This window comes from Rhodococcus sp. IEGM 1379 (assembly GCF_030056815.1).
GTDB lineage: Bacteria > Actinomycetota > Actinomycetes > Mycobacteriales > Mycobacteriaceae > Rhodococcus_F.
In genome coordinates, this window is the sequence record NZ_JASHKR010000008.1 from 70,019 (window position 1) to 92,352 (window position 22,334).

Consider the following 22,334-nt stretch of genomic DNA (forward strand, 5'->3'; position numbering starts at 1 on the left):
TGAGTAACCTCGCGCTTTCACGGTGAGCGCTTCGAAACCCTGAGTCGGACATAAAGAAAGGCGACCCGACCTGGAAGAATGCGGATTATTGAGGCCCGTATTCATCCGAACGGAAGGATCACCTTTCAGGTGTACAAGTCTACTTCCTGCTACCCAAAACTCTCCATCGACACCACCGGCAACGCTCTCGTGTCGCACGGCGGAGCCATCACCCTGATCCGCACTGCCGAAAAAAACCGGCCTGACCACAGCTTTGTCGCCGTGGCGCAAACCCACCGCCCACCACGACCCGGGCAAGATCATTCTCGATCTCGCACTCTCCCTCTCCGTCGGTAGTGACTGCCTCGTAGACATCACGACCCTGCGTGAACAACCCGCCGTGTTCGGCCCCGTCACATCTGATGCGACGGTATCCCGGCTGATCGCAGGTCTCGCAGCAGACGGACCGGCCGCATTGTCCGCGATCAACTCCGCCCGCGCCGCAGCCCGAAGAACGGCGTGGTCGCACGCCGGAATTCATGCACCTGACCACCACATCGATGCGCAGCGACCACTGATTGTCGACCTCCACGCCACCCTCGTCACCTCCCATTCAGAGAAGGAACGCACTGCGCCGAACTTCAAGCGGGGCTTGAAGTTTCCATCCACTGTTGGCTTTCGTAGACCACGGCGAACACGGCACCGGCGAACCCTTGCGTTTCCTGCTACGCCCCGGAAACGCCGGATCCAACACCGCCGCCGACCACATCGCTGTGACCAGGCAAGCATTGGCACAGTTGCCGTTCCGAGCCAGTGGTGCGGGTCGGAAAGAAAATGCTGATCCGCACCGGCGGCGCCGGCGGCACCCACGCCTTCCTCCAATATTTGACCGCCCGCGAGTTGTCGTATTCGGTCGGCTTCACCGCGACCGATGCGATGGCCGAAGCAGTCGAGGAAATACCCTCCGACATGTGGATACCGGCACTCGATCCGAGCGGTTACATCCGCGACGGCGCCTGGGTCGCGGAACTGACCGGACTCGTCCAGTTGTCGGGATGGCCTGCGGGGATGCGGCTCATCGTGTGTAATGAACCACCTCATCCCGGCGCTCAACTGCGCTTCACCGACCGAAATGGTCTGCAACTGACCGTGTTCGTGACCAACACTTCTGTCGGGAGCCTCAAACATTGGAGCTACGACATCGCCGCCGGGCCCGTTGCGAAGACCACATCCGAACCGCCAAGGACACCGGCTTGGCGCACCTGCCGTTGCACGGATTTTCGCAGAATGAGATCTGGTTGGCGATCGTCGCTCTCGCTTTCGAGCTGACCACGTGGATGCAAATGCTGGCATTGACCAGCAGTGACGCTCGCCGGTGGGAACTGAAACGACTGCGGCTGCGCGTGTTTTCGATCGCCGGGCGCATCGCCCGCCATGCTCGGAAAACACGCCTGCGCCTATCGGAGCGGGCACCGTGGTCCGGACTGATCACGGCAGCGTTGGCCAGGCTGGAGGCGTTGTCGGCACCGACCTAAATCACGGTGAATTTTGTTGGCACGAGAGGAAAGAACACGACTCCGGAGAAGTGGAATTCGGCAGCATCCCGACTGCACACGCAGCGACCTCTCATGAATGATCGAGGTTAATTGCGCTTCCAGGGCTTGCTCGCAAGCTTGCGGAGTGCATACGATGGATCGGTGGCGACCCATTTGATCATCTGGGTGGCGGCCTCAGACTTTTCGCCGGATGACCAATGCGCACGAGCTCGACGAGCCCTTGCCGCCATCGCCAATCTGCGTTCACTCATCAGCACGATATCGATGTTCAGGAACTGCGCATAATAGCTTCTGAGTTGTTCCTTGGCTTCGATCGCCGAGCGTGCTGAGTTGACCGACTTGCCGCCGGCGAGGCTGTAGCGGCAGGTTGGTTGGTCTCGTACATCGATTGCACCGCTGAGTGATAGGCGAATCAGCAACTCGTAGTCTTCGGCATAGCGAGGTGCAAGCGGCGGCGGATCGAGTTCGGGTGTCCGCTCGTACGCCGAGCGGCGAACAACTGCAGCGCATGGTGGCCACGGGCCGTGCCCGACTGTTAGCAAGGTTTCGGTGTTGACGGGATCGAACCGGACTGGAAATGGGCGCTCATTGCCATCGGTACCCACACCGATGACTGTACCGGCCGCGACTACGAGGCCTGGATTTTCTTCCAATCGACGGACCGAAGCACTCACGCCCTCGGGAATCAGCTCATCGTCAGCATCCAGGAAGATGATGTAGTCGGTGGTTACGTGTTTTGCGCCCAGCACCCGTGCCAGCGATGCACCCGCATTGGTCTGTCTATACACGACGGCGCCGGCAGTCTCCGCCTGCAGAGCAGTGTCATCATCGGAACCGTCGTCCACCACGATGACATGTGCCGCACCGGCGTTGCGCGCAGATTCGACAGCACGCGTAATGGTGCCACCAGCTCGGTATGCTGGAATCACGACGCTGAGTTGCTCGATGGTCATGCTGAAGTCTCCTGAACTGGGCTGGGGGTATGAACATGTGCAACGGGTCGCGGAATGGTTGGTGCCACCCGGCCGCCCGGACGAGGGGTGTATCCAATAGCGGGATGGGTTCGCTCGCCGTGAGGCCGGGGGTCAACTTTTCGGACCGGATTTACGGTCGCCACAGCAACCAAAATAGGCAACCAATATTGCTGCTGGTCGTAGAATGCGGAGGTCGCCGCAAAGGTCAACATCGCGGTAATCGTGGCTGCAGCAACTGAATTGCTACCGGTTGCGATACAGCGTAAGACGAGTACGGTCATCGCGACTGTGAGGGCCACGAAAACAGCAATCAACAGGATTCCGCCTTGGTACCACCCATGGAGAAGGTAGTTGTGCACGACGGTCTTTCCGTCGAACGTGCCCTCGTTGGTGGAGTTCATTCCCACCCCGATTAGCGGGTCGGATTTAATGTATTGCCATGCGAAATCGTAAGTCGCCTGACGAATGCTCAGGGAAGCGACACCGTCATTGGACGCCCCAGTCACGACATTCACACGCTCCTCGACGCTCCCCGTCAACACATTCGTGTCATAGCCGAACAACGTGAGGCCGAATAATGCGACCGTTGCGCCCGCGACAAGCAAAATCACGGCCTTTGCTGTAACTCGCATGCATACTAAAAGTACGCACAGGCCCGCGGCCGCAGCGAGCATCGAACTCAAACTGCCGGTTGCGACCAATGCTGCAGCGTTGAGTAGGATAAGGCAGCACAACAGAAGTCGAGTTCGGCCTAAATGGTGCGTCAGCGCTGCAATGCAGATGAGCATCGCGAGCGTGCACATGATGCCAAGGACGTTCGGATGAACTGCGAGTCCATTGGCCCGTCCACTGTTGGCGCTGCGACCGACTATGTTAACGCCGGTGAGCTGAACCAAGCCAGCCGCGGCAGAGAGCGATTGGACACCGACAAAGGCGGTCAGCGCACGACGCAGAAAGTTTTTGTCAGTAACGATGAAGTGTCGCAGGACGAACGGCGTCAGGCCGACGAACAGCGCCAACTTGACACCGACGTAAGAACTCGCGATAACCGAAGTGCTGGTGCCGGATACTGCGGCAGCCATTGGAATCGTTAGAATCATGAGAATCCACAATGCGAGGTTTATCGGAGTGCGAACCTGGCCCAGCAATGTGCATGCCACCAGCAGGGCAAGCACCACGTATGGAAGCAGTGCGCTCATGTCAGTCATGATTAACCGATAAATAGGCAAAATCGCAGCGATGCCGATCCATGACGCTGCACCGATTTTTCCCGCTAGCGAAATATCTGTCTTAACAGGCGTAACCTGAGTGGGCATCCTGGACTGCCGTTCCGTTTTCGATGAGTGAGGGCGTTGGTCTGACATTCGATGATTGGAGTGTAACCCGGTATCACTTCCTTAACGTTTCGAGGCCGCGCGGGGTAACGCGATGGTGCATGGAATTAGCATTGATTTCCAGTCAGGAGATCAAGTAGCAGGGAGGTCAAGGGAGGCCTGCTCTCCAATGTTCGAAATCCGTCGTCATGGTAATTGTGTCGTCGCAGCCGTCGATGTTGCAGTCTAATAGCAGCTGTCGCGACCTTGCTCTTATCGCTTGCACCTCTGATATGGGTAATTCGCGCTAGCAGGTCGGAGCGTCAATTGTCACCGTGGGGTTGTCCACTAACGGCTGCACCGGCACGCGCACTTCACCTGCGACAGTGGGTTCGGTGAGGTGGAAGACGACATCCACAGTTTCTCCCTGTGGAACCTGAGCCAGCACCATGAAAACTGGTCTCCCCAACTCGTTTCCGCCCCGTGCGAATGAGGGCTTTCCACCGATCGAAACGCTGTCCAGTTTCGAACCCTGCGTCGTGAGCAAGGAAACGGCAGCTACGTTCGTGCCGTGCGGAAGGTTCATAGGATTTGCAACTATGCCGTCCACATAATCCGGAAGATCCGCTGAGGGAGCGTTATTGGTGAGTGTGAGGGTGACTGTCGAGCTCCGGGTATTCGTATCGCAACTCTCGGCGGCGTAGTGAATAGAACGTGTCAGGTAGTAGTCGAGCTTGTTGCCGGCCTGATTGTTGATCACCACACCCGCGTAAGGTGCCTCGTCTGTAGGTACCGTATGCCCCAAAGGTGTTGAGGCAAGCGCTTCCTGCTCCTCGGGATGTGAGCTCCAGACTGCGATGCGGCCCTCGGATACGCCACGTCCGACGGCGTCGAGAAGTGCACCGGGAGCGCGGATGTTGCCTGTCATCTTCTCTACGACCAACGCAGCCATTGTCTGCAGGTACTGCTTGCGTGCGTTGTTGTTCTCGGCGAAACGCGTATACGCGGTCGACTCGGTGAGTTCTACGACGTTGTCAGCGGAAACCGCCTCGCCGTCCGGCATTGTGATGGGTCCCACGACCTTGAGCACGTAGCTCAGTGCAATCGGGTCGATCGCGATGGCTCCGTCAACCACCTCGCCATTCGATTCCTGCATCCATAGGGATTGCCAGATTTTTGCGGCGTAGGGGAAGTGAGAACTGAGGTTGCTGTTGCGAAAGTCGGTAGTCGGTCGGCTGGGTCCGTAGAGATTGGCAAAGTCGGGACCAAGGTCAATTGGTCGGTTGTCCACTCCCAATTCGGTGTTGCGGCCCAACGTATCAACGCTGGCAGTTCCGTCGTTGACCCGGACAATGCCGTAGCCGCCCAGCAGTCCGCCTGTACCTCGAGCCTCGGCGTTGGTTTGGAACCCGATGAAGTAGTTGCGTGGTCCGTCTACCCCGAGCATTGCCGGAGCCAGGCGTGAAGCAAGAGCAGTATTGTCAAGGAGATTTGTCAGCTCAGCGGTTTGGTCTACAAGCGAGGTGCGGGCAGCATTCACTGCTCCGATGAAACCGGCTTCCGGCACGGCCTTTGCCTGAACTGCCAATTGTTCTGCGGCGCCCGCTGTTTGCTCGAGAACACGTGTCGCATCCCGCAAGGGCCCGAGAGCGACACGGCCGCCAGGCTGTATCAATTCATTTGGGGCAAGAGCGGTTCCGGCATCAACAGCCGGGATGAGAACGTCCTGTGCCAAGCCGTGAACAACGTTTGTCATCTGCTTCGTTGCCTCGAAAGGACTACCGATAATCGGTATTGCTGAAGCGATATTCCATGAAATTGAACTAGTGCCCGAATATGCCAAGGTCGCATACTTGTCAGCGTCAGATGCAGAGCGCTCCGCTCCCTCCGTATCCCCGGAGAGCAGTGCCTTCTTGGTGGATTGAGCATGATCGCGAGCCGATTCGAGATTGCTTTTCACCTCGAACGCGGTGTAGCCCAACCATACTGAAAAAGCAGTGACGACCAGGGCTGATATGCCCAATCCGGCCGCGATATTGCGCCGGCGATTGGACGTCTTGACGCGGCGTTTTTTGCGCACCCTTGTGTTCGCTGTGGGCGCCGATTCCGCTCGTTCAGATTCGTCACGGGACTTTGGTCCCGGTGTGGGGCTTGGCATTTCGAAACACTCCTGAAATTCGGGGTGGTGAGAGGCTACCGCGGTGCGTCAAGGCCTTCCCAAGGTGGTGGAAACGTACATCGCGCAGTAACGTTCACTTTGGCCGTTCGTGATGTGCGCTCGACAGATTCACCTGTTCAGCCGACAATTTTCCAGACGAGACCGGGCTGATGAAGGTGAGGTGGTGGGGATGAACTCTTTCCCATTGTCTCGGGCGCAGCAAGCGCTTTGGCTGGCACAGCAGGTCAATCCTTCTACGCCGTTTGTGGTGGCGCAGTACGTCGAGCTTCGTGGTTTTGTTGATCTTGCTGCGTTGATCGAAGCGACCGATCGTGGGTGCCGTGAGATTGAGTCTGCGATAGTGCGTCTGGTTGAGACCGATGCAGTTCCGCAGCAGGTGGTCGATCATTCAATTCCCGATGCACTGGGGTATGTCGATCTGCGAGGTAGCAAGAACCCGCTCGAAGAGGCGTGCAAGTGGATGACACTGCAGTATTCACGTCCGATAGACGTGATGGTCGACCGCCTCATGACGTCAACTCTGTTGCACGTGGCAGAGAATCACTATTTTTGGTATTCGCATGCCCACCACCTGGTGCTCGACGGGTATGGGGCAATGACGCTCATGAATCGCATAGCTGCTTGGTACACGCATTTGCTGGAAGGTTCAGTGGCCCAGCCTTTGCGGGCTCTCGGATTGAACTCGCTGTACGAGTTGGACGAGGCCTACCGTTCGTCCACCCGCTTCGAATCCGACCGGCAATACTGGGCTGAACTTACTGCCGGTATGCCGGAACCTGTGCGTTTGACGGACCGCCGTGCATCGACGTCGATGCCCCAGCGAATGCTGACTCGGACCATGGATGCTTCTCTCGCTGTGCGTATTACGGAAGTTTCGAAGTTGTGGAATTCCAGCGAGGTTCCGGTGATTGCCGGTGCCTACGCCGTGTACTTGGCACGGATAGCAGGAGTCGCGGAAGTTACGCTGAGCCTACCGATTTCTGGCCGGACTACTGCCGGGATGCGGCGCTCCGGTGGAATGCTCGCAAACATTGTGCCTCTGCGCGTATCGGTTGATCCTGATGTGACGCCGCTCGAACTCGTGAATCAACTGTCGGTGCAGTTGACAGGCGCGTTGCGGCATCAACGATTCCGCTACGAAGACATGCCCGGTCGTGAGGGCCGAGTTGGAAGCCGCGACTCGGCTGGGCCGGCAGTAAATATCATGATGTTTCACAACAAGATTCAACTCGGTGAGGTCGTCGGAGAGTTTCACGTTCTCACCTCCGGCCCGGTCGACGATCTGTTCTTCAGTATCTACCCAGCGGCCGCCGGCGGCGATATTCGACTCGGATTCGAAGCGAACCCGCATGTCTACAGCGAGGCCGACCTCGAGATTCACTACCAGCAGTTCATGCATGTACTCGGTGAGTTCGTCGACGCGTCAGCGGATAGGGCTGTCGGCCAGCTGGGCGTACTGCGCTCGGATGACGTCCGAATGCTCGTACCCAGCAGGGGATTGCCGGCTCTCGCTGCGCAGACGCTCCAAGCGGTTTTGTTCGCAGGATCCGGTGGCGGCGCAACGACGGCTGTCCGATTCGGCGGTCTGGCGGTAACTTACGAAGAGTTGCGCGTGCGCTCGACTTTCTTGTGCCACAGGCTGATCGACCATGGTATCGGCGCAGGTGACGTGGTGGCGATTATTGCCCCGCGTTCGGCAGATTCGGTGATCGCATTCCATGCGGTAGTCCGATCAGGCGCGGCCTTCATGTTCGTCGATCCCGAGTATCCAGCCGAGCGTGTCGCTTTCATGCTGGAAGACGCCGGTGTGATCGTCGCCATCGCTCCGCGATCATCGGCAGTGCCCACCGGTGTCGTGCATGTGGACCTGGAAACCGCTGACTGCGAGGCTGCCGAACCCCACGAAACGCGCGCAGTGCGGGCTCCAGCGGTCGATGACGTGGCATACGTTGTATACACATCGGGTTCGACGGGAAAGCCGAAAGGCGTTGCGGTCACTCATCGCGGCGCAACCTCACTGCTACGTTCTCATTCCCGGCACCTGGCAGTCGACGCGTCAGCCCGTGTGGCTCACTTCGCATCGACCTCTTTCGATGTCGCCGTCGTGGAACTACTTTTAGCCCACGGGACTGGCGCGACAGCAGTGGTCGTGCCGCCAGGATTGATCGGTGGGATAGACCTGGCGGACTACTTGCGCAAAGAACGAGTCACTCACCTTCTCTCGACGCCGGCTGTTCCGTCATCGATGGATCCGAGTTCGCTGCCGGACCTACGCATACTCAACGTGGGGGGTGAATCGCCATCGCCCGATCTGATCGAGCGGTGGTCGCAGCACGTCGGTGTCGTCAATTCATACGGGCCCACCGAGACGACCGTCGCCGCATTCATGAGTGAACCGCTCAGCTCAGCTCAGCGACCGACCATAGGACTGCCCATCGACGGTGTATCCGCCGTCGTTCTCGATACTCGTCTGCAGCCGACGCCCATCGGAGCAACCGGCGAGTTGTACTTGATGGGTGCCGGATTGGCGCGCGGATACGTTCGTAGGGAAGCTCTCACCGCCGAGCGGTTTGTTGCCGCGCCATTCGGAAGCCCGTCGACTCGCATGTACCGAACCGGAGACCTGGTGCGCTGGTCGGCCGACAGACAACTCGAGTTTGTCGGGCGCGTGGACAGCCAGGTCAAAATTCGCGGTGTCCGTGTCGAATTGGGTGAGGTGGAAGCTGCGCTCGCTTCCGCCGCGAACGTCGCGTCGGCGCTCGCAGTTGCCCGCGAAGGCGAAATTGCCGCCTACGTCGTTCTTAATTCAGACGTACTCAGTTCGAACCACAGCTCCGCGAGCACCGACACCTCGTTCATTACTGAGCATCTGACACATATCCTGACGAATGCGATGATGCCGTCTTCGGTAACTGTGCTGTCGGAATGGCCACTGACCGCGCACGGCAAGATAGACCGAGAGGCGCTGCCCTCGCCGCAGCGGAGATCCGATGGTGCTCGGCAATCGTCCGATCATCACGAAGATTTGGTTGCCACCGTGATGGCAGACGTACTCGGCGTCAATGCTATGCAGGCGGACACCGATTTCTTTGCAGCAGGGGGTAACTCGCTTGCAGCAGTCCTTGTCGCCAACAGGCTTGCCGAGGCGCTACATACGCGGGTAGGCGTCCGCGATGTGTTCGATGCGCCCACTGCGAGCCGACTGGCACATCATATCCGTCAGTACGCCGCTGGGTCGGCGCTGCCTGAACCTGCACCCGTCCCCGGCGGGGCAGTGGTGGAACCTTCACTGGCACAACAGCGCATCTGGCTACTGTCACGGATCGCTCCGGAATCATCGGCATACAACGTCGCCTTCGAGGTGGCACTCGACGGAGTGCTGGACGTCGCCGCACTCGAGCAGGCATTCTCGGACATCCAACATCGCCATCGAGTCTTGCGAACCGTGTATCCCATCGGACCCGCCGGCACGCCGGAGCAGATACTGGCAGAACACACGACGAGCTTGGTTTCAGTTCCGATCAACGAGTACAGCACGGTAGCCGCTGACGCAGCTCGACGTGGGTTCGATGTCACGTCGGATCTTCCGCTCAGATTGGTTCTCGGTTCAATTGGCGAGTTCGAACATCGGTTGACTGTCGTCGCCCATCACATTGCAGTGGACGGACTTTCATTTGCCACACTGGTCGGTGACTTGTCCAGTGCATACGATGATCGCGCCCAGGGGAGAAGCCCGAACTGGTCGGCGCAGCATTTCGACTATCGCGACTATTCGGTGTGGCAGCGAGTCGTGCTCGGCGACCCTGCCCAACCGGGAACTCTCGCCCACGAGCAGCTTGCATTCTGGGAAGATGCACTTCGAGGATTGCCGGCAAACCTGGATCTGCCCACCGACGGACGACGCGCCACCGGCACGGAACCTTCGGCAAAGTCCATATCGTTCGAGCTGCCGGCAGACATTCACGCGAAACTCACAGCGATTGCACGTAAGCAGAACGCGACCATCTTCATGGCATTGCACGCAGTGCTCGCGATCATGCTTCACAAGATCACCGGTGCAGAAGATTTTGCGATTGGGACACCAACCTCCGGGCGTACTCACCCAGCGTTCGATTCTACCGTCGGCATGTTCGTCGGCACGGTTGCTCTCCGCACCCAGGCTCGGCCGGGCGATAGCTTTGTGGAGTTTCTCGAACAGGTGCGGGATATCGACCTCGCCGCAATGTCACATGCGGATGTGCCGTTCGATTGGGTAGTCGATCGTGTGGCACACGATCGCCGTGAGAACAGCAATCCGCTTTTCCGTGTGGTCCTCGCGCTCGACACGTTCGGCTCCGACGCTGAATCGGTACTCGGTTCGGCGAAAGCTCAGGGTTTCGCCATTGCACCCGAACATCCTCGGTTCGACGTCGAGGTTGCGGTTCGCGAAACACGCCTTCCTGATGGTTCTCCTGGAGGAATCGTAGGGGCGGTTACCTATGCCGGCGACCTTTTCGATGCGGAGACAGTGTCGGCCTGGATTGAACGGTTGCTGCGTGTATCTCAAGCGGTCACGGCCGAACCGAGCACTACCCTTCGAGCCGTCGATGTGCTGAGCAGCAGTGAGAACGACGCGAATACGTATGTCGAATTAGCGCCTCGCAGTTCAACACAATCGTTGGGCGAACTGTTTCTGGCGCAGGTGGCTGCATGCGGCGACGTAGTCGCCATAGGTTTCGGCGAATATCGAATCACGTATACCCAGCTCGAGCAGCGCTCCGCCGAGCTCGCCGGAGCATTGATCGAGCGCGGCGTTCGGGTCGGCGATCGAGTAGCCATTGCCGTACCGCGCTCGGCGGAGTTCGTGATTGCGGTGCTCGCGGTAGTTCGATCAGGTGGCGTGTACGTTCCGGTCGATCTCGACTACCCTGATGCGCGAATCGACTATCTGCTGAGGGACGCCGCACCGACGCAGGTTCTGTGTAGTGAATCCGCTGTCAAACGGTTGAGGGGCTTCGGCTCCGATCTGATCGACGTCGGTGCCGTGGGTGATCCGGACATTGCCCGGCGCAGAGTCGTGGCACCGACGCAAGAGGCATACTTGATCTACACCTCCGGCTCCACCGGTGCCCCGAAAGGTGTTGTGGTGTCACATGCCAACGTCGTTTCGCTGCTGGCGGCAACCGATAAGGTTCTCGACGTCGGAACAGATGACGTGTGGACGATGTTCCACTCGAACGCATTCGACTTCTCGGTCTGGGAGATGTGGGGCGCATTGACAACCGGTGGACGGTTGGTCCCGGTCGACGCATTTGTCTCGCGATCCGCGGCGCAGTTTGTCGAGCTGTTGGTGGCCGAAGGGGTGACCGTTCTCAACCAAACACCTTCGGCGTTCCAAGCTCTCGCAGAGCTCACCGAAACCACCGAATTGCCGGTACGTCTCCTGATTTTCGGCGGTGAACCCCTCGATCTCGGTCCGGTCCGGAAGTGGCTCGAACATCACCGTCGCATTCACGCGGTAAACATGTTCGGAATTACCGAAACCACTGTGCATGTCACAGCATTCAATGTTCGCGGTTGCAGTGAGTTCGGAGATCGCGGTGCGGCCGCCGAATCAGTGATCGGCTCGGCACTTCCAGGGTTGCGCACCTACGTGTTGGACGCTTCGTTGCGGCAGGTGCCACCGGGCACCATCGGCGAACTGTACGTTGCCGGCCCACAAGTTTCGACTGGATACTTCGGTAAGCCGGCGTTGACGGCAACCAGATTCATTCCTGAACCGGGCTTCGTCGGATCGGTGATGTATCGCAGTGGCGATCTGGTGCGCGTCAAACGTGGCGAAATGAGCTACATGGGTCGCGGCGACAGTCAGGTAGAGCTGCGCGGATATCGAATCGAACCCGGCGAGATCGAGGCAGCGTTGCTGCGTCGACCCGAGATCAACCAGGCCGCAGTAGTTTTGCATGAGTTGTCCACAGGGCCCGCGCTCATCGGCTACATCGCGCCTGGCCTCGATACAGATCTGGATGCAGTGGTAGCCGATCTGCGTAACCAGTTGCCCACTCACCTGGTTCCTTCACTGATCGTGCCATTGCCCACGTTGCCGATCACCGCGCACGGCAAACTTGATCGATCAGGTTTGCCCGAACCGGATTCGAACCAGGCACGAGGTCGGCTTCCGCGTGACCCGATGGAAGAAACCGTCGCAGCCGTATTCGCTGAACTCCTGCACCTCGAAACCGTTGATGTCACAAGAAGTTTCTTCGACCAGGGTGGAAACTCCCTGATCGCTACTCGACTCTCAACCCGGTTGAGCGCAGTCTTCGACACCGATATCGACGTGCGTGAAGTGTTCGAGCGTCCGACAGTCAGTGAATTGTCCGCCGGAATCGGTGCACGCATCGGAATCGGTCGTAGTCGCGTCGCACTTGCACCGGCCGATAGCAGCGCGGAACTGATCCTGTCGCCGGCGCAACATCGCATGTGGATACTCAACCAGTTCGACACCGCCGCAGCCGGATACAACATTCCTGTGATCCTGCGTCTCGACGGCGATGTCGACGCTGCGACGCTTCGCCAAGCCGCCGTAGACGTTATTGCGCGGCATCAGACCCTCCGGACCGTATATCCCGTCGGGGTAGACGGTGTGCGTCAGTTGGTGCTCGATGCAGAGTCGGTCACTCCGACACTCGTGCCCGTGCCGATCGACGTCGAATCGGTCATGGACAGGGTGGCGAAACTTGCGGGAACGGGCTTCGACGTCACGGTGGATCCGCCCGTTCATGGTGAGTTGCTACGCATCGACGATCAGACTCATGTCCTGGCACTGGTAATCCACCATATTGCAGCTGACGCGTGGTCGATGGATGCCTTGATTCGAGATACCGTCACCGCGTATACCGCCCGCGTTGAGGGCGCCGCGCCGACATGGTCGCCGTTGCCGATTCGATATACTGATTACAGTGTGTGGCAAAGTGATTCGGGAGTTTCCGATCAGGCATCCCGCTACTGGGCCGAGAACCTGAAGGGTTTGCCTGAACAGGTGACCCTGCCGATCGACCACCCTCGACAGCTAACCCCTTCGGGTCGCGGTAGCTCGCATCACATCGATCTCGAAGACTCCCTGCGCGCAACGCTCGATACTCTTGCTCGATCACACAACGCCACGATGTTCATGGTGATGCACGCCGCGCTTGCCGCGCTAGTTTCGCGATACAGCGGCAGTGATGACGTGCCTATCGGGACGGTGGTTGCCGGTCGCTCAGACCCGAAGTTGGACGATCTTGTGGGGATGTTCGCAGGAACCCTGGTCTTGCGAACCGCTGTCGATCGAACTGCCTCCTTTGCGGAGTTGCTCGATCATGTTCACCAACAAGATCTTGCCGCATACACCCATGCCGACATGCCTTTCGAGACGCTAGTCGAACTCCTCAATCCTGCTCGATCACCATCTCATCATCCGCTGTTCCAGGTAGCGCTGTCCTACCAAGCTGCACGCCCGACGAGTTGGGAATTGCCGGGTCTTACCCTCACCCCGATGGTCGCAGAATTCGAACACGCGAACTTCGATCTACAACTTAACATTACGGACGCTGCTGACGAACGTCCGATGCGATTGGAATTCGCCTACAACGCAGATCTATTCGACGCAGAGACGGTAGTCGGGTTCGCGCAGCGATATGTTCGGTTGCTCGCGCAGGTCTCCACAGATTCTTCCGTGATTCTCGGACGTATCGATCTCCTCGATGCCTCCGAACGCTCAGCCCTCGTGCCGGCAAGAGGTATTGGCCACACGGCGCGAACTACATTGGCGTCGATGCTTACACGCGGTGCTCGCACCGCCCCGGATGCGCTCGCAGTCAGCGGGAACGGTGTGGCACTGACCTATCGCGAACTTGATCGTCGCTCTGACGATGTTGCAGCCGAAATGCGAACTGACGGTGCCGGTCCGGAACGGGTGATCCCGTGGAACGCAGCGCGAACAGCGGAGTCCATCGTCCGGTTGTGGGCAATTGCGAAGACCGGCGCCGCACCCGCCCTGATCGACCCCTTGCAACCTTCCTCTCGCACGCTCGATGCCCTCAATTCAGTAGGCGCCGGAGAGTTCGTCCCGACTGTCGGTATCCCCATGACGGTCCCCGAAACTGCCGCTGCGTATGTTGTCTTCACATCAGGAACCACGGGCACGCCGAAAGCGGTAGTGGTCACCCATGAGGGCCTTGGAGCGCTGGAAGCGGATATCTCTGCTCGCTACGCCACTGTTCCTGGTTCACGTGTACTTCACCGCGGTGCACCAGGATTCGACATGACACTCTTGGAAGTACTTGTTGCCGGCTCCAGCGGTGCAACACTCGTACTCGCGTCGGATGCCGAGTTTGCAGGCCCCGCGCTCACCGAACTGCTTCGGCGCGAACAGATCACGCATCTGTGCATCACGCCCACCGTGCTGGCGACCGTCGATGACTCCGAGCTGCCCCACCTCGAAATGCTGATGCTCGGTGGCGAGCGTTTGACTGCAGACCTTGTCGAACGGTGGTCACCGGGACGCAGACTGGTCAACGGTTACGGTCCGGCTGAAGCGACTATGTACACGGTCGCAACCGAACCTCTCGGGGCCCACTGCCGAGAAGTCCCGATCGGGTACCCGGTTCCCGGCATCGAAGCCATGGTCCTCGACGACTTCCTGGTGCCGGTTCCTCCAGGCGTGGCCGGCGAGCTCTATCTCGCGGGTACTGCGCTTGCACGTGGATATGCAGGCCATTCAGCCTGGACGGCAGAGCGTTTCGTGGCAACCGCCGGCGGCACCAGGATGTACCGCACCGGTGATCTGGTGATGTGGAAGAAATCAGACAGCGGCTACCAACTCCACTACCTCGGGCGTAACGATGCTCAGTTGAAAATTAACGGAGTGCGAATCGAACCTGCCGAGATCGAATCGGCAATCGCCGCCATCGCGGATGTCGATTTCTGTGCAACGACGCTCCGAACCAGCGCTGCGGATACCCCGATGTTGGTGACGTACGTGCGCCCGCGACGAGATGCACAGCTTGACGGCGACGATCTGCGCAGACAGCTCGCGGACGTACTTCCCGCGTACATGGTTCCCACTGCGGTTGTGGTCTTCGACGGTGACGCGCCAGTTGTGAACGGAAAGCTGGATGTTCGAGCGCTGCCCGATCCCGAGGTATCTGCGCTGCCATTCGAATCGCCGCGCACCCGCACGGAGCGTGCCGTTGCAGAAGTCTTCGAGACAGTACTCGGAAGCAACGAAATAGGGCGGAGGACGCACTTCTTCGACCACGGCGGAAACTCGCTCCTGGCTACCCGTGTGACATCGCTTTTGGGTCGAGCACTGACCCGGAACATCCCGCTTCGACTACTCTTTGCGCATCCGACCGTTGCGGAACTCGCTGCGGCAGTGGATGAAGAATCTTCTGCTGGACATAGCATCACTGCGATTGTTGCCGGGCCACGTCCCGAAGGTATTCCGCTCTCGCGCAATCAGCAAAGGATGTGGGTCCTCAACACGCTGGATGTTGAGAGCAGTGCCTACAATCTGCCTGTCGCGGTGGACCTGAGGGGCAACCTCGACGTCTGTGCGCTCGAGGACGCAGTCGGTGATGTGGTGAGTAGGCACGAGATCCTGAGAACCACGTATCCCCAGCGGCCGCCGGTGCAGCTGATCCATACGGATGCGGCGCTGACCCTCGAACCCCGTTGTGTCACCGACGATGCCCTGAACGCAGAGCTGTACGCGTTCGCGTCTCAAGGCTTCGACGTCAGCACGCAACTGCCGATTCGCGTCCAACTGTTCAGGCTTTCGCCGACGCATCACGTGCTCGCCGTCAACCTGCATCATATTGCCGCGGACGGCGGTTCACTCGTGCCGATCGTTCACGATCTACTGGCGGCATACACCGCCCGTTGCTCCGGAACTGTTCCGGAGTGGGTGCCGTTGCCGATCCAGTACGCGGATTATGCACTGTGGGAACAGGAATCCGGAACGTCCGTGGAATCCGCGAAGCACTGGCAATCCGCGCTGGCCGATGTCACCTCGGTGATGCCACTGATACCGGATCGCCGCCCGAAGCACGTGGGTGGGACTGCAGGCCGCGTTGCATTCTCACTGAACGCCCGAACAACCTCCGGGGTGTCCGAATTGGCGAGCCGCGCGCAAGCAACTCCCTTCATGGTCTTTCACGCTGCGCTGGCGGCGGTTCTCTTCCGCCTCAGTGGTAATGCGGATGTAGTGATTGCCACAGCCGTTGACAGTCGCCGCTCGCCGGTTCTCGACGGGCTGATCGGAATGTTCGTCGATACAGTGCCGTTGCGGATGCAGATCCGACGAGACATGACGATGCAACAACTGGTGGAACAGGCCCGCGCCGCAGACGTTGCGGCGTTCGAGCACAGCGCAGTGCCCGTCGAGACGCTCACGGCGATGCTTGGTGGCCGTATGCCGCAGGTCGCGATTGCGTTGCAGAACTTCACCGTTCCTGCTCTCGAAATTTCTGGACTCACCGTCAGTGCTGACGAAATCGAGACAGGCGCAGTAAAATTCGAGTTGCAAGTATCGCTGACCGAGAGGCCGGACGGGCACACCGACGGTCTCGTGACGTACTCACGCGAATTGTTCGACGCCGCGACGGCTCAGTCGGTATCAGAGTTGTTTGTCGATACTCTGGACCGGACGCTTGCAGATCCGTCGACTGTGGTGGCGGAAGCGACGGCAATATCTGCTCCCGGTTGGGCGGCGGCTCCCGTTGATTCGTCACGGCTTCTGGCTGATATTTTCGCAGAGACTGCAGCGAAGTTTCCGCACAATGTTGCACTGCGAGAGGGACGTCGGTCCCTCACCTATCGTCAACTTGACGAGGCCTCTGACGTGGTGGCACAAGAACTGGTGGCAGCTGGCGCGGGGCCAGGAGCGGTGCTCGAGTTAAGCGCCGTGCGCTCGATCGACTACATCGTCCGTCTCTGGGGAATTACCAAGACCGGCGCGGCCTTCGCTCCCATTGACCCCGATTTGCCCGACGCACGCCTACAACAGTTGCGCTCGGTGCTTCTGCCTGTCAGCCCGGTCCCTGGAATGCTGATTCGAGGCGCCGTTGCCTACGTGATTCACACTTCTGGCTCGACTGGCGATCCCAAAGCGGTAGCCGTCACACATCGTGGTCTCGGTGCACTCACCGGTGAAGCAGTCGAACGATATCGAGTTCACCCGAATTCGGTTGTTCTGCAAGGATATAATCCCAGTTTTGACGCTGCCCTGCTCGAGATGTTGCTCGCGTTCGGTTCGGGAGCAACTCTGGTGATCGCGCCTCCCGACGTTTACGGTGGCCGTGAACTCGAAAGTTTCATTGCCGAGAACGCCGTCACGCACTTACTGTCCACCCCCGGTGTGCTCGACACGATGGACCCGCGAGAACTACCGCTGCTCGAGGTCGTTGCTGTTGGTGGTGACGTACTCTCGCCCGCGACTGCGCATGCCTGGAGTCGTAGGACGCGGATGCTCAACGCCTACGGTCCTACGGAAAGCAGTGTGGTTGCGACGGTGGTGGAGATCGACTCCAGTTCTGACTCTGAAGGTGCGGTTGGGATCGGCGAGCCCATCAACGGCACCGGAGCCGAGGTGCTGGATTCCGCACTACGCAGAGTCCCGTTCGGGGGAGTAGGCGAGTTGTATCTGAGTGGTCCCGGGCTGGCGATGGGATACCTCGGCGATCCGACTGCTACTGCCAGCGCCTTCGTGGCGGCACCGGGCGGCGATCGACGCTACCGCACTGGTGATCTGGTACATCGAAGGTCAAGTGGCGGACTCGGATTCATCGGTCGCAATGACCGCCAGGTCAAAGTGCGCGGCGTGCGTATCGAACCGGCCGAAATCGAGGCGGTGCTGCGTTCAATTCCCGGAGTGAGCGCTGTGGCCGTGATCCTGGTCGATGATGTGATAACCGCATTCGTCGTGGGCGCGGAGTGCGATGAACACGCAGTCAGACGCGAGTTGGTTCGCCAACTGCCGGTGCACCTCGTACCCGGACGCCTAGTCACGCTGGAATCCTTGCCCCTCACACGCAACGGCAAAGTCGATGTTGCCGCACTGCGCATATACGTCGGTGACGACGCCCCACAGGTGCAGCCCCTCACCCCCACTGAAGAACTGGTGACGACGGTGATGTCGCACCATGCGATGGGCGCATTCGGCGTGCTCCACGATTTCTTTCAATCTGGGGGAGATTCGCTCTCTGCTACGACTGTGGCCGGTCGACTGTCCGCCGCTTTCGGTCGCGAGGTATCCGTTCGGGCAGTGTTCGAGAATCCGTCGCCGCGTGCCCTGGCTCGCTGGCTCGATTCGGCAGAAGATGTGGTTGTCAGGCCGCCTCTCGTCCGCAGGCCTGTCGGTAGCCGTGTGCCGCTGGCCCCGGCTCAGCAACGGATGTGGTTGACCTCGCAGCTCGAGCCTGAATCATCGGCATACAACCTGGCATTCGTGGCCACCATCGGCCCGGAAATCGATCTTGTCTCGTTGGGGGCAGCATCCTCGGATGTGCTGGCACGGCACAGCGTTCTTCGAACCGTGTTTCCCTCAGATTCGGATGGGCCACATCAAGTGGTCACCGATTCGGTGACGGTTGATCTCGATCCGGTTTTCGTAGACGACTTGTACCAGAGCGCAGTAGTTTTTGCTTCGGTGCCGTTCCGATTGGAACTCGAGACGCCGGTGCGAGCGCAGCTGATGGTCGACGCCGCGGGCACTCGGGTATTGGTTGTAGTGGTGCACCACATTGCACTCGACGGCGGCTCTCTGGGAACTGTGCTCACGGATTTAGGCACGGCATTTTCTGCGAGAGACTCTGGGCATCAACCGAATTGGAATACGCTGCCGATCGATTATCAGGATTACAGCACGTGGATGAGAGAACTGCTCGGCCGTAAGGACGACCCTGCCGGGCTGGCTTACCGCCAATTAGACTACTGGGCAACCGTTCTCCGGGGTGTGGACGGCGTCCTCGAGCTACCGACCGATCGTGTTCGTCCTGCCGTGCCGTCAAAACGTGGCGCTCTGGTGTCTGTCACGATTGACGGCGACTTGTATGACGGGCTCACGGCACTGGCACGCACACGCGGAGTGACAGTCTTCATGCTCCTGCACGGTGTTATTGCGGTCTTGCTCGCGCGCGAAAGCTCTACCGACGACGTAGTGGTCGGAACTGCCGTCAGTCTGCGCAACGATCCAGATCTGTTGCCGATGGTAGGAATGATGGTCGGTACCGTCGCCCTGCGGACAACTGTTGAACTAGGGGAGCAGTTCTCGGACCTTCTTGATCGGGTGAGAACGGTGGATCTGGGTGCGATGGCTAATGCTGACGTATCCTTCGATGATGTAGTTGCACGAATTGCACCGCCGCGCAGCCCGAATGAACATCCGCTCTTCACCGTAATGCTCGCATATCAGCGCTTGAACGATCTACCCGAAATACCTGGGATAGCACCACTTCGAGTGCCCGGTGCAGGTAAATCGGGGGAGACCCCCGGTGCTGCCGACTACGATCTGACTTGGGATCTCACCGACCTCGGCACAGCGCTCCGACTGCGACTGCTCTATGCGACAGATATTTTCGACCAGTCCACCGCTGAACTGCTTGTTGAGCGATTTGTGCGGATTCTGACGGAAGTAGTGGCGCATCCGCAGATCGTTGTCGGAGACATCGATATTCTCGGCGAGGTCGAAAGGTCGAACCTGTTACGGCATAGTCGAAGTGACCTTCCACCTCGAACCTTGGCGTCCGTACTGGAGAACGCTGCTGCGGCTGCTCCTGAGTCTGTCGCGCTCGAGGTTGACAGCAGGCGCTGGAGCTACCGCGACCTGTTCGATCAATCGACCCCCTTGGCCCAGGAACTGGTGAACCGAGGTATCGGGCCCGACGACGTGATCGCGGTCGCGACGGGACGTGGATACCGGTGGATCGTCGCGCTCTGGGCTGTGACGAGGGCCGGTGCCGCGTGGGTTTCACTGGACCTGGCCCAACCCCGAGACCGGCTGGATCGGATCGTCGCAGACAGCGGTGCGAAACTCGGACTGACGTTGGAAGGCAACAGCACTCACCTACCATCGGATCTGGAATGGATATTTGTCGACTCGACAGAGCGGGCAGTAACGGAGTTGACGGGTGCACGAGCGGCAAGCCCGGACAACCTCGCCTACGTCATCTACACCTCAGGTTCCACCGGAGCGCCCAAGGGTGTTGCGGTCTCCCATCGCGGGTTGACGAATGTCTGTGCTTCCCACGTCGAAATGTTCGACACCGGAGCTCCTCTGCGTGTACTGCAGGGCGCTTCACCTACCTTTGATGCCTCGGTTCTCGAACTCTTGATCGCGGCCTCGACTGTCGGAACCCTGGTACTGCCACCGGATTTTGTCTTTGCCGGACGTGAACTGACAGACTTTGTTGTTCATCGCGAGATCACCCATCTCATCGTGACACCCACCGTCCTCTCGACTTTGGACCCCGACCAGATTCAGTCAGTCACGGTGGAATCTGTAGGTGAGCCACTGAGCGTCGAGCTTGCCGAGCAGTGGTCTACCAGGCATCGGATCTTCAACGGGTACGGTCCAAGCGAGACGACCATCGGGGCAGTGACATCGCCGCAGATTGTCGGTGCGGATACATCCATCGGGACACCGGTTCACGGAGCGACGGCACTGGTGCTCGACACGAGGCTGAACCCGGTTCCGGACGGTGTAACGGGTGAGCTGTACATCGGCGGCCATAATCTTGCTCGCGGATACATCCATGCGTCGTCACTCACGGCCGAACGGTTTGTTGCCGATCCGTACCGCCAGGGCGAACGTATGTATCGCACCGGAGATCTCGTTCGGCGGCGGAGACGCGACGGTGCGCTCGAATTCGTGAGTCGCAACGATGACCAGGTGAAGATCCGTGGAATTCGTGTCGAACCCGCTGAAGTCGATGCTGGATTGCGAAGGCATCCGGCTGTAGCGTTTGCTGTGACAGTTGCGTCGGCAACCGCAGGAACTACGGAATTATGCTCGTATGTGACTGTTGACGATGTTGCGGTTGATGCTGACTGTCTACGAAAGTTCGTGTCCGCAACTCTGCCAAGTCATCTGGTACCTACTACCGTCACCGTGATGACGACTGTGCCGTTGCTGCCGTCGGGCAAGCTCGACCGATCAGCGCTGCCGACTCCGGACCGTCGCGTGGGCGCTGTGGACGAATCATTCCAGTCACAATTGGAGGTTTTTGTCGCAGAGGCCTACGCGCTCAACACCGCAACCGAGAGTGTGAGTCGTCATGACAATTTCTTCGAACTGGGAGGTACGTCCATGGGTGCCGTAGACGTCGCATCCGCGCTGCGAGAGCGACTTGATCGTGACGTGCAGGTCCAGTGGATCTTTACCGATCCGAGCGTCGCCGAACTTGCGGAACGTATCGAGGTCGGCGGCAAAGTCGACCCCCTGGATACCGTGATCCCACTAGGTGGCGATCCGCAGGATCTGCGCCCACCACTCTTCTGCATCCACCCTGTGAGCGGCTTGGCCTGGTGCTACGCCGGTGTGGCGCAACATCTCGGTGGTCGTCGGGTTTACGGTGTGCAAGCAACCGGCCCTGGCGAGCTACCTGGAACAGTTGCCGCGCTGGCGGAACGGTACGTAGAGGCGGTGCGGATCGTTCAGCCGGAGGGCGCATACAACCTACTCGGCTGGTCTCTGGGTGGAACCGTGGCGCAGGAAATGGCTGTGCGGCTTCTGGATTCCGGAGCGGAGGTTGGATCTGTTGTTATGCTCGATTCTCTGCCTCCAGAGATGATACCGGCGAGCCAAGCTGCGCCCACAGCTGAAGAACTGCTCGCAGAGCTCGGGATAGTCGTACCCGAAAACTCAAGTCAATTAATGACTTTCGGTCAGGCGGCAGTCGAGATTCGCGGCAGAACGCAATTGAACTTCGTCACCGCAGAGATGCTCGAAGCTGCGGCGACAAGAGTGGAGAAGCTTGCCAGAATGGTGAGTGACCATGAGCCGAGAAGATATCGAGGAATCGTGGATCTCGTTGTTGCGCTGAGAGACACCGGTCGGCATCACAATGTGGCAGATAGGTGGTCGAATCGTGTAGCGACGGTCCGTGAGCACCCTGTCGATGCGGCTCATACCGAGATGCTGACACCATCGGTTCTCGCGGAAATCTTAGGTCTGTTGCGAAATGGGGAGGGTTTCGATTCGACGTAGAAATGGCGGCCATGGATTGCTGTTCGATCCAACGTCAGAGAACTGACAAATGTCGCAAGACCGAAACGTAAGACTTGTGATCATCGCTCAGACGCGCAGCACAGC

4 protein-coding genes and 1 pseudogene are annotated in these 22,334 nt (G+C 59.3%); 2 read left to right on the plus strand and 3 right to left on the minus strand.

Going from position 1 to position 22,334, the window contains the following annotated elements:
* The first annotated feature begins 129 nt into the window (after positions 1–129).
* A pseudogene (locus QM600_RS07455) lies at positions 130–1,514 on the plus strand (IS1380 family transposase).
* A 107-nt stretch (positions 1,515–1,621) separates the two neighbouring features.
* On the opposite strand, the gene QM600_RS07460 reads toward QM600_RS07455, so the two are convergent.
* From QM600_RS07460 to QM600_RS07470, 3 genes are all read right to left on the minus strand, one after another.
* The gene (locus tag QM600_RS07460; RefSeq protein ID WP_283260825.1) at positions 1,622–2,488 is read right to left on the minus strand and encodes a glycosyltransferase family 2 protein; all 867 of its coding nucleotides are present in this window, start codon (positions 2,486–2,488) and stop codon (positions 1,622–1,624) included.
* Positions 2,485–3,825, minus strand: coding sequence for an O-antigen ligase family protein (locus QM600_RS07465; protein ID WP_283260826.1), 1,341 nt, complete (start codon positions 3,823–3,825; stop codon positions 2,485–2,487). Before QM600_RS07465 ends, QM600_RS07460 begins: the two co-directional genes overlap by 4 nt.
* Positions 3,826–4,129: 304 nt before the next feature.
* The gene (locus QM600_RS07470; RefSeq protein WP_283260827.1) at positions 4,130–5,980 is read right to left on the minus strand and encodes a DUF4012 domain-containing protein; all 1,851 of its coding nucleotides are present in this window, start codon (positions 5,978–5,980) and stop codon (positions 4,130–4,132) included.
* A gap of 190 nt (positions 5,981–6,170) precedes the next feature.
* On the opposite strand from QM600_RS07470, the gene QM600_RS07475 reads away from it, so the two are divergent.
* Complete coding sequence (locus QM600_RS07475) at positions 6,171–22,229, plus strand: non-ribosomal peptide synthetase (protein ID WP_283260828.1); 16,059 nt, start codon at positions 6,171–6,173, stop codon at positions 22,227–22,229.
* Positions 22,230–22,334: the final 105 nt, after the last annotated feature.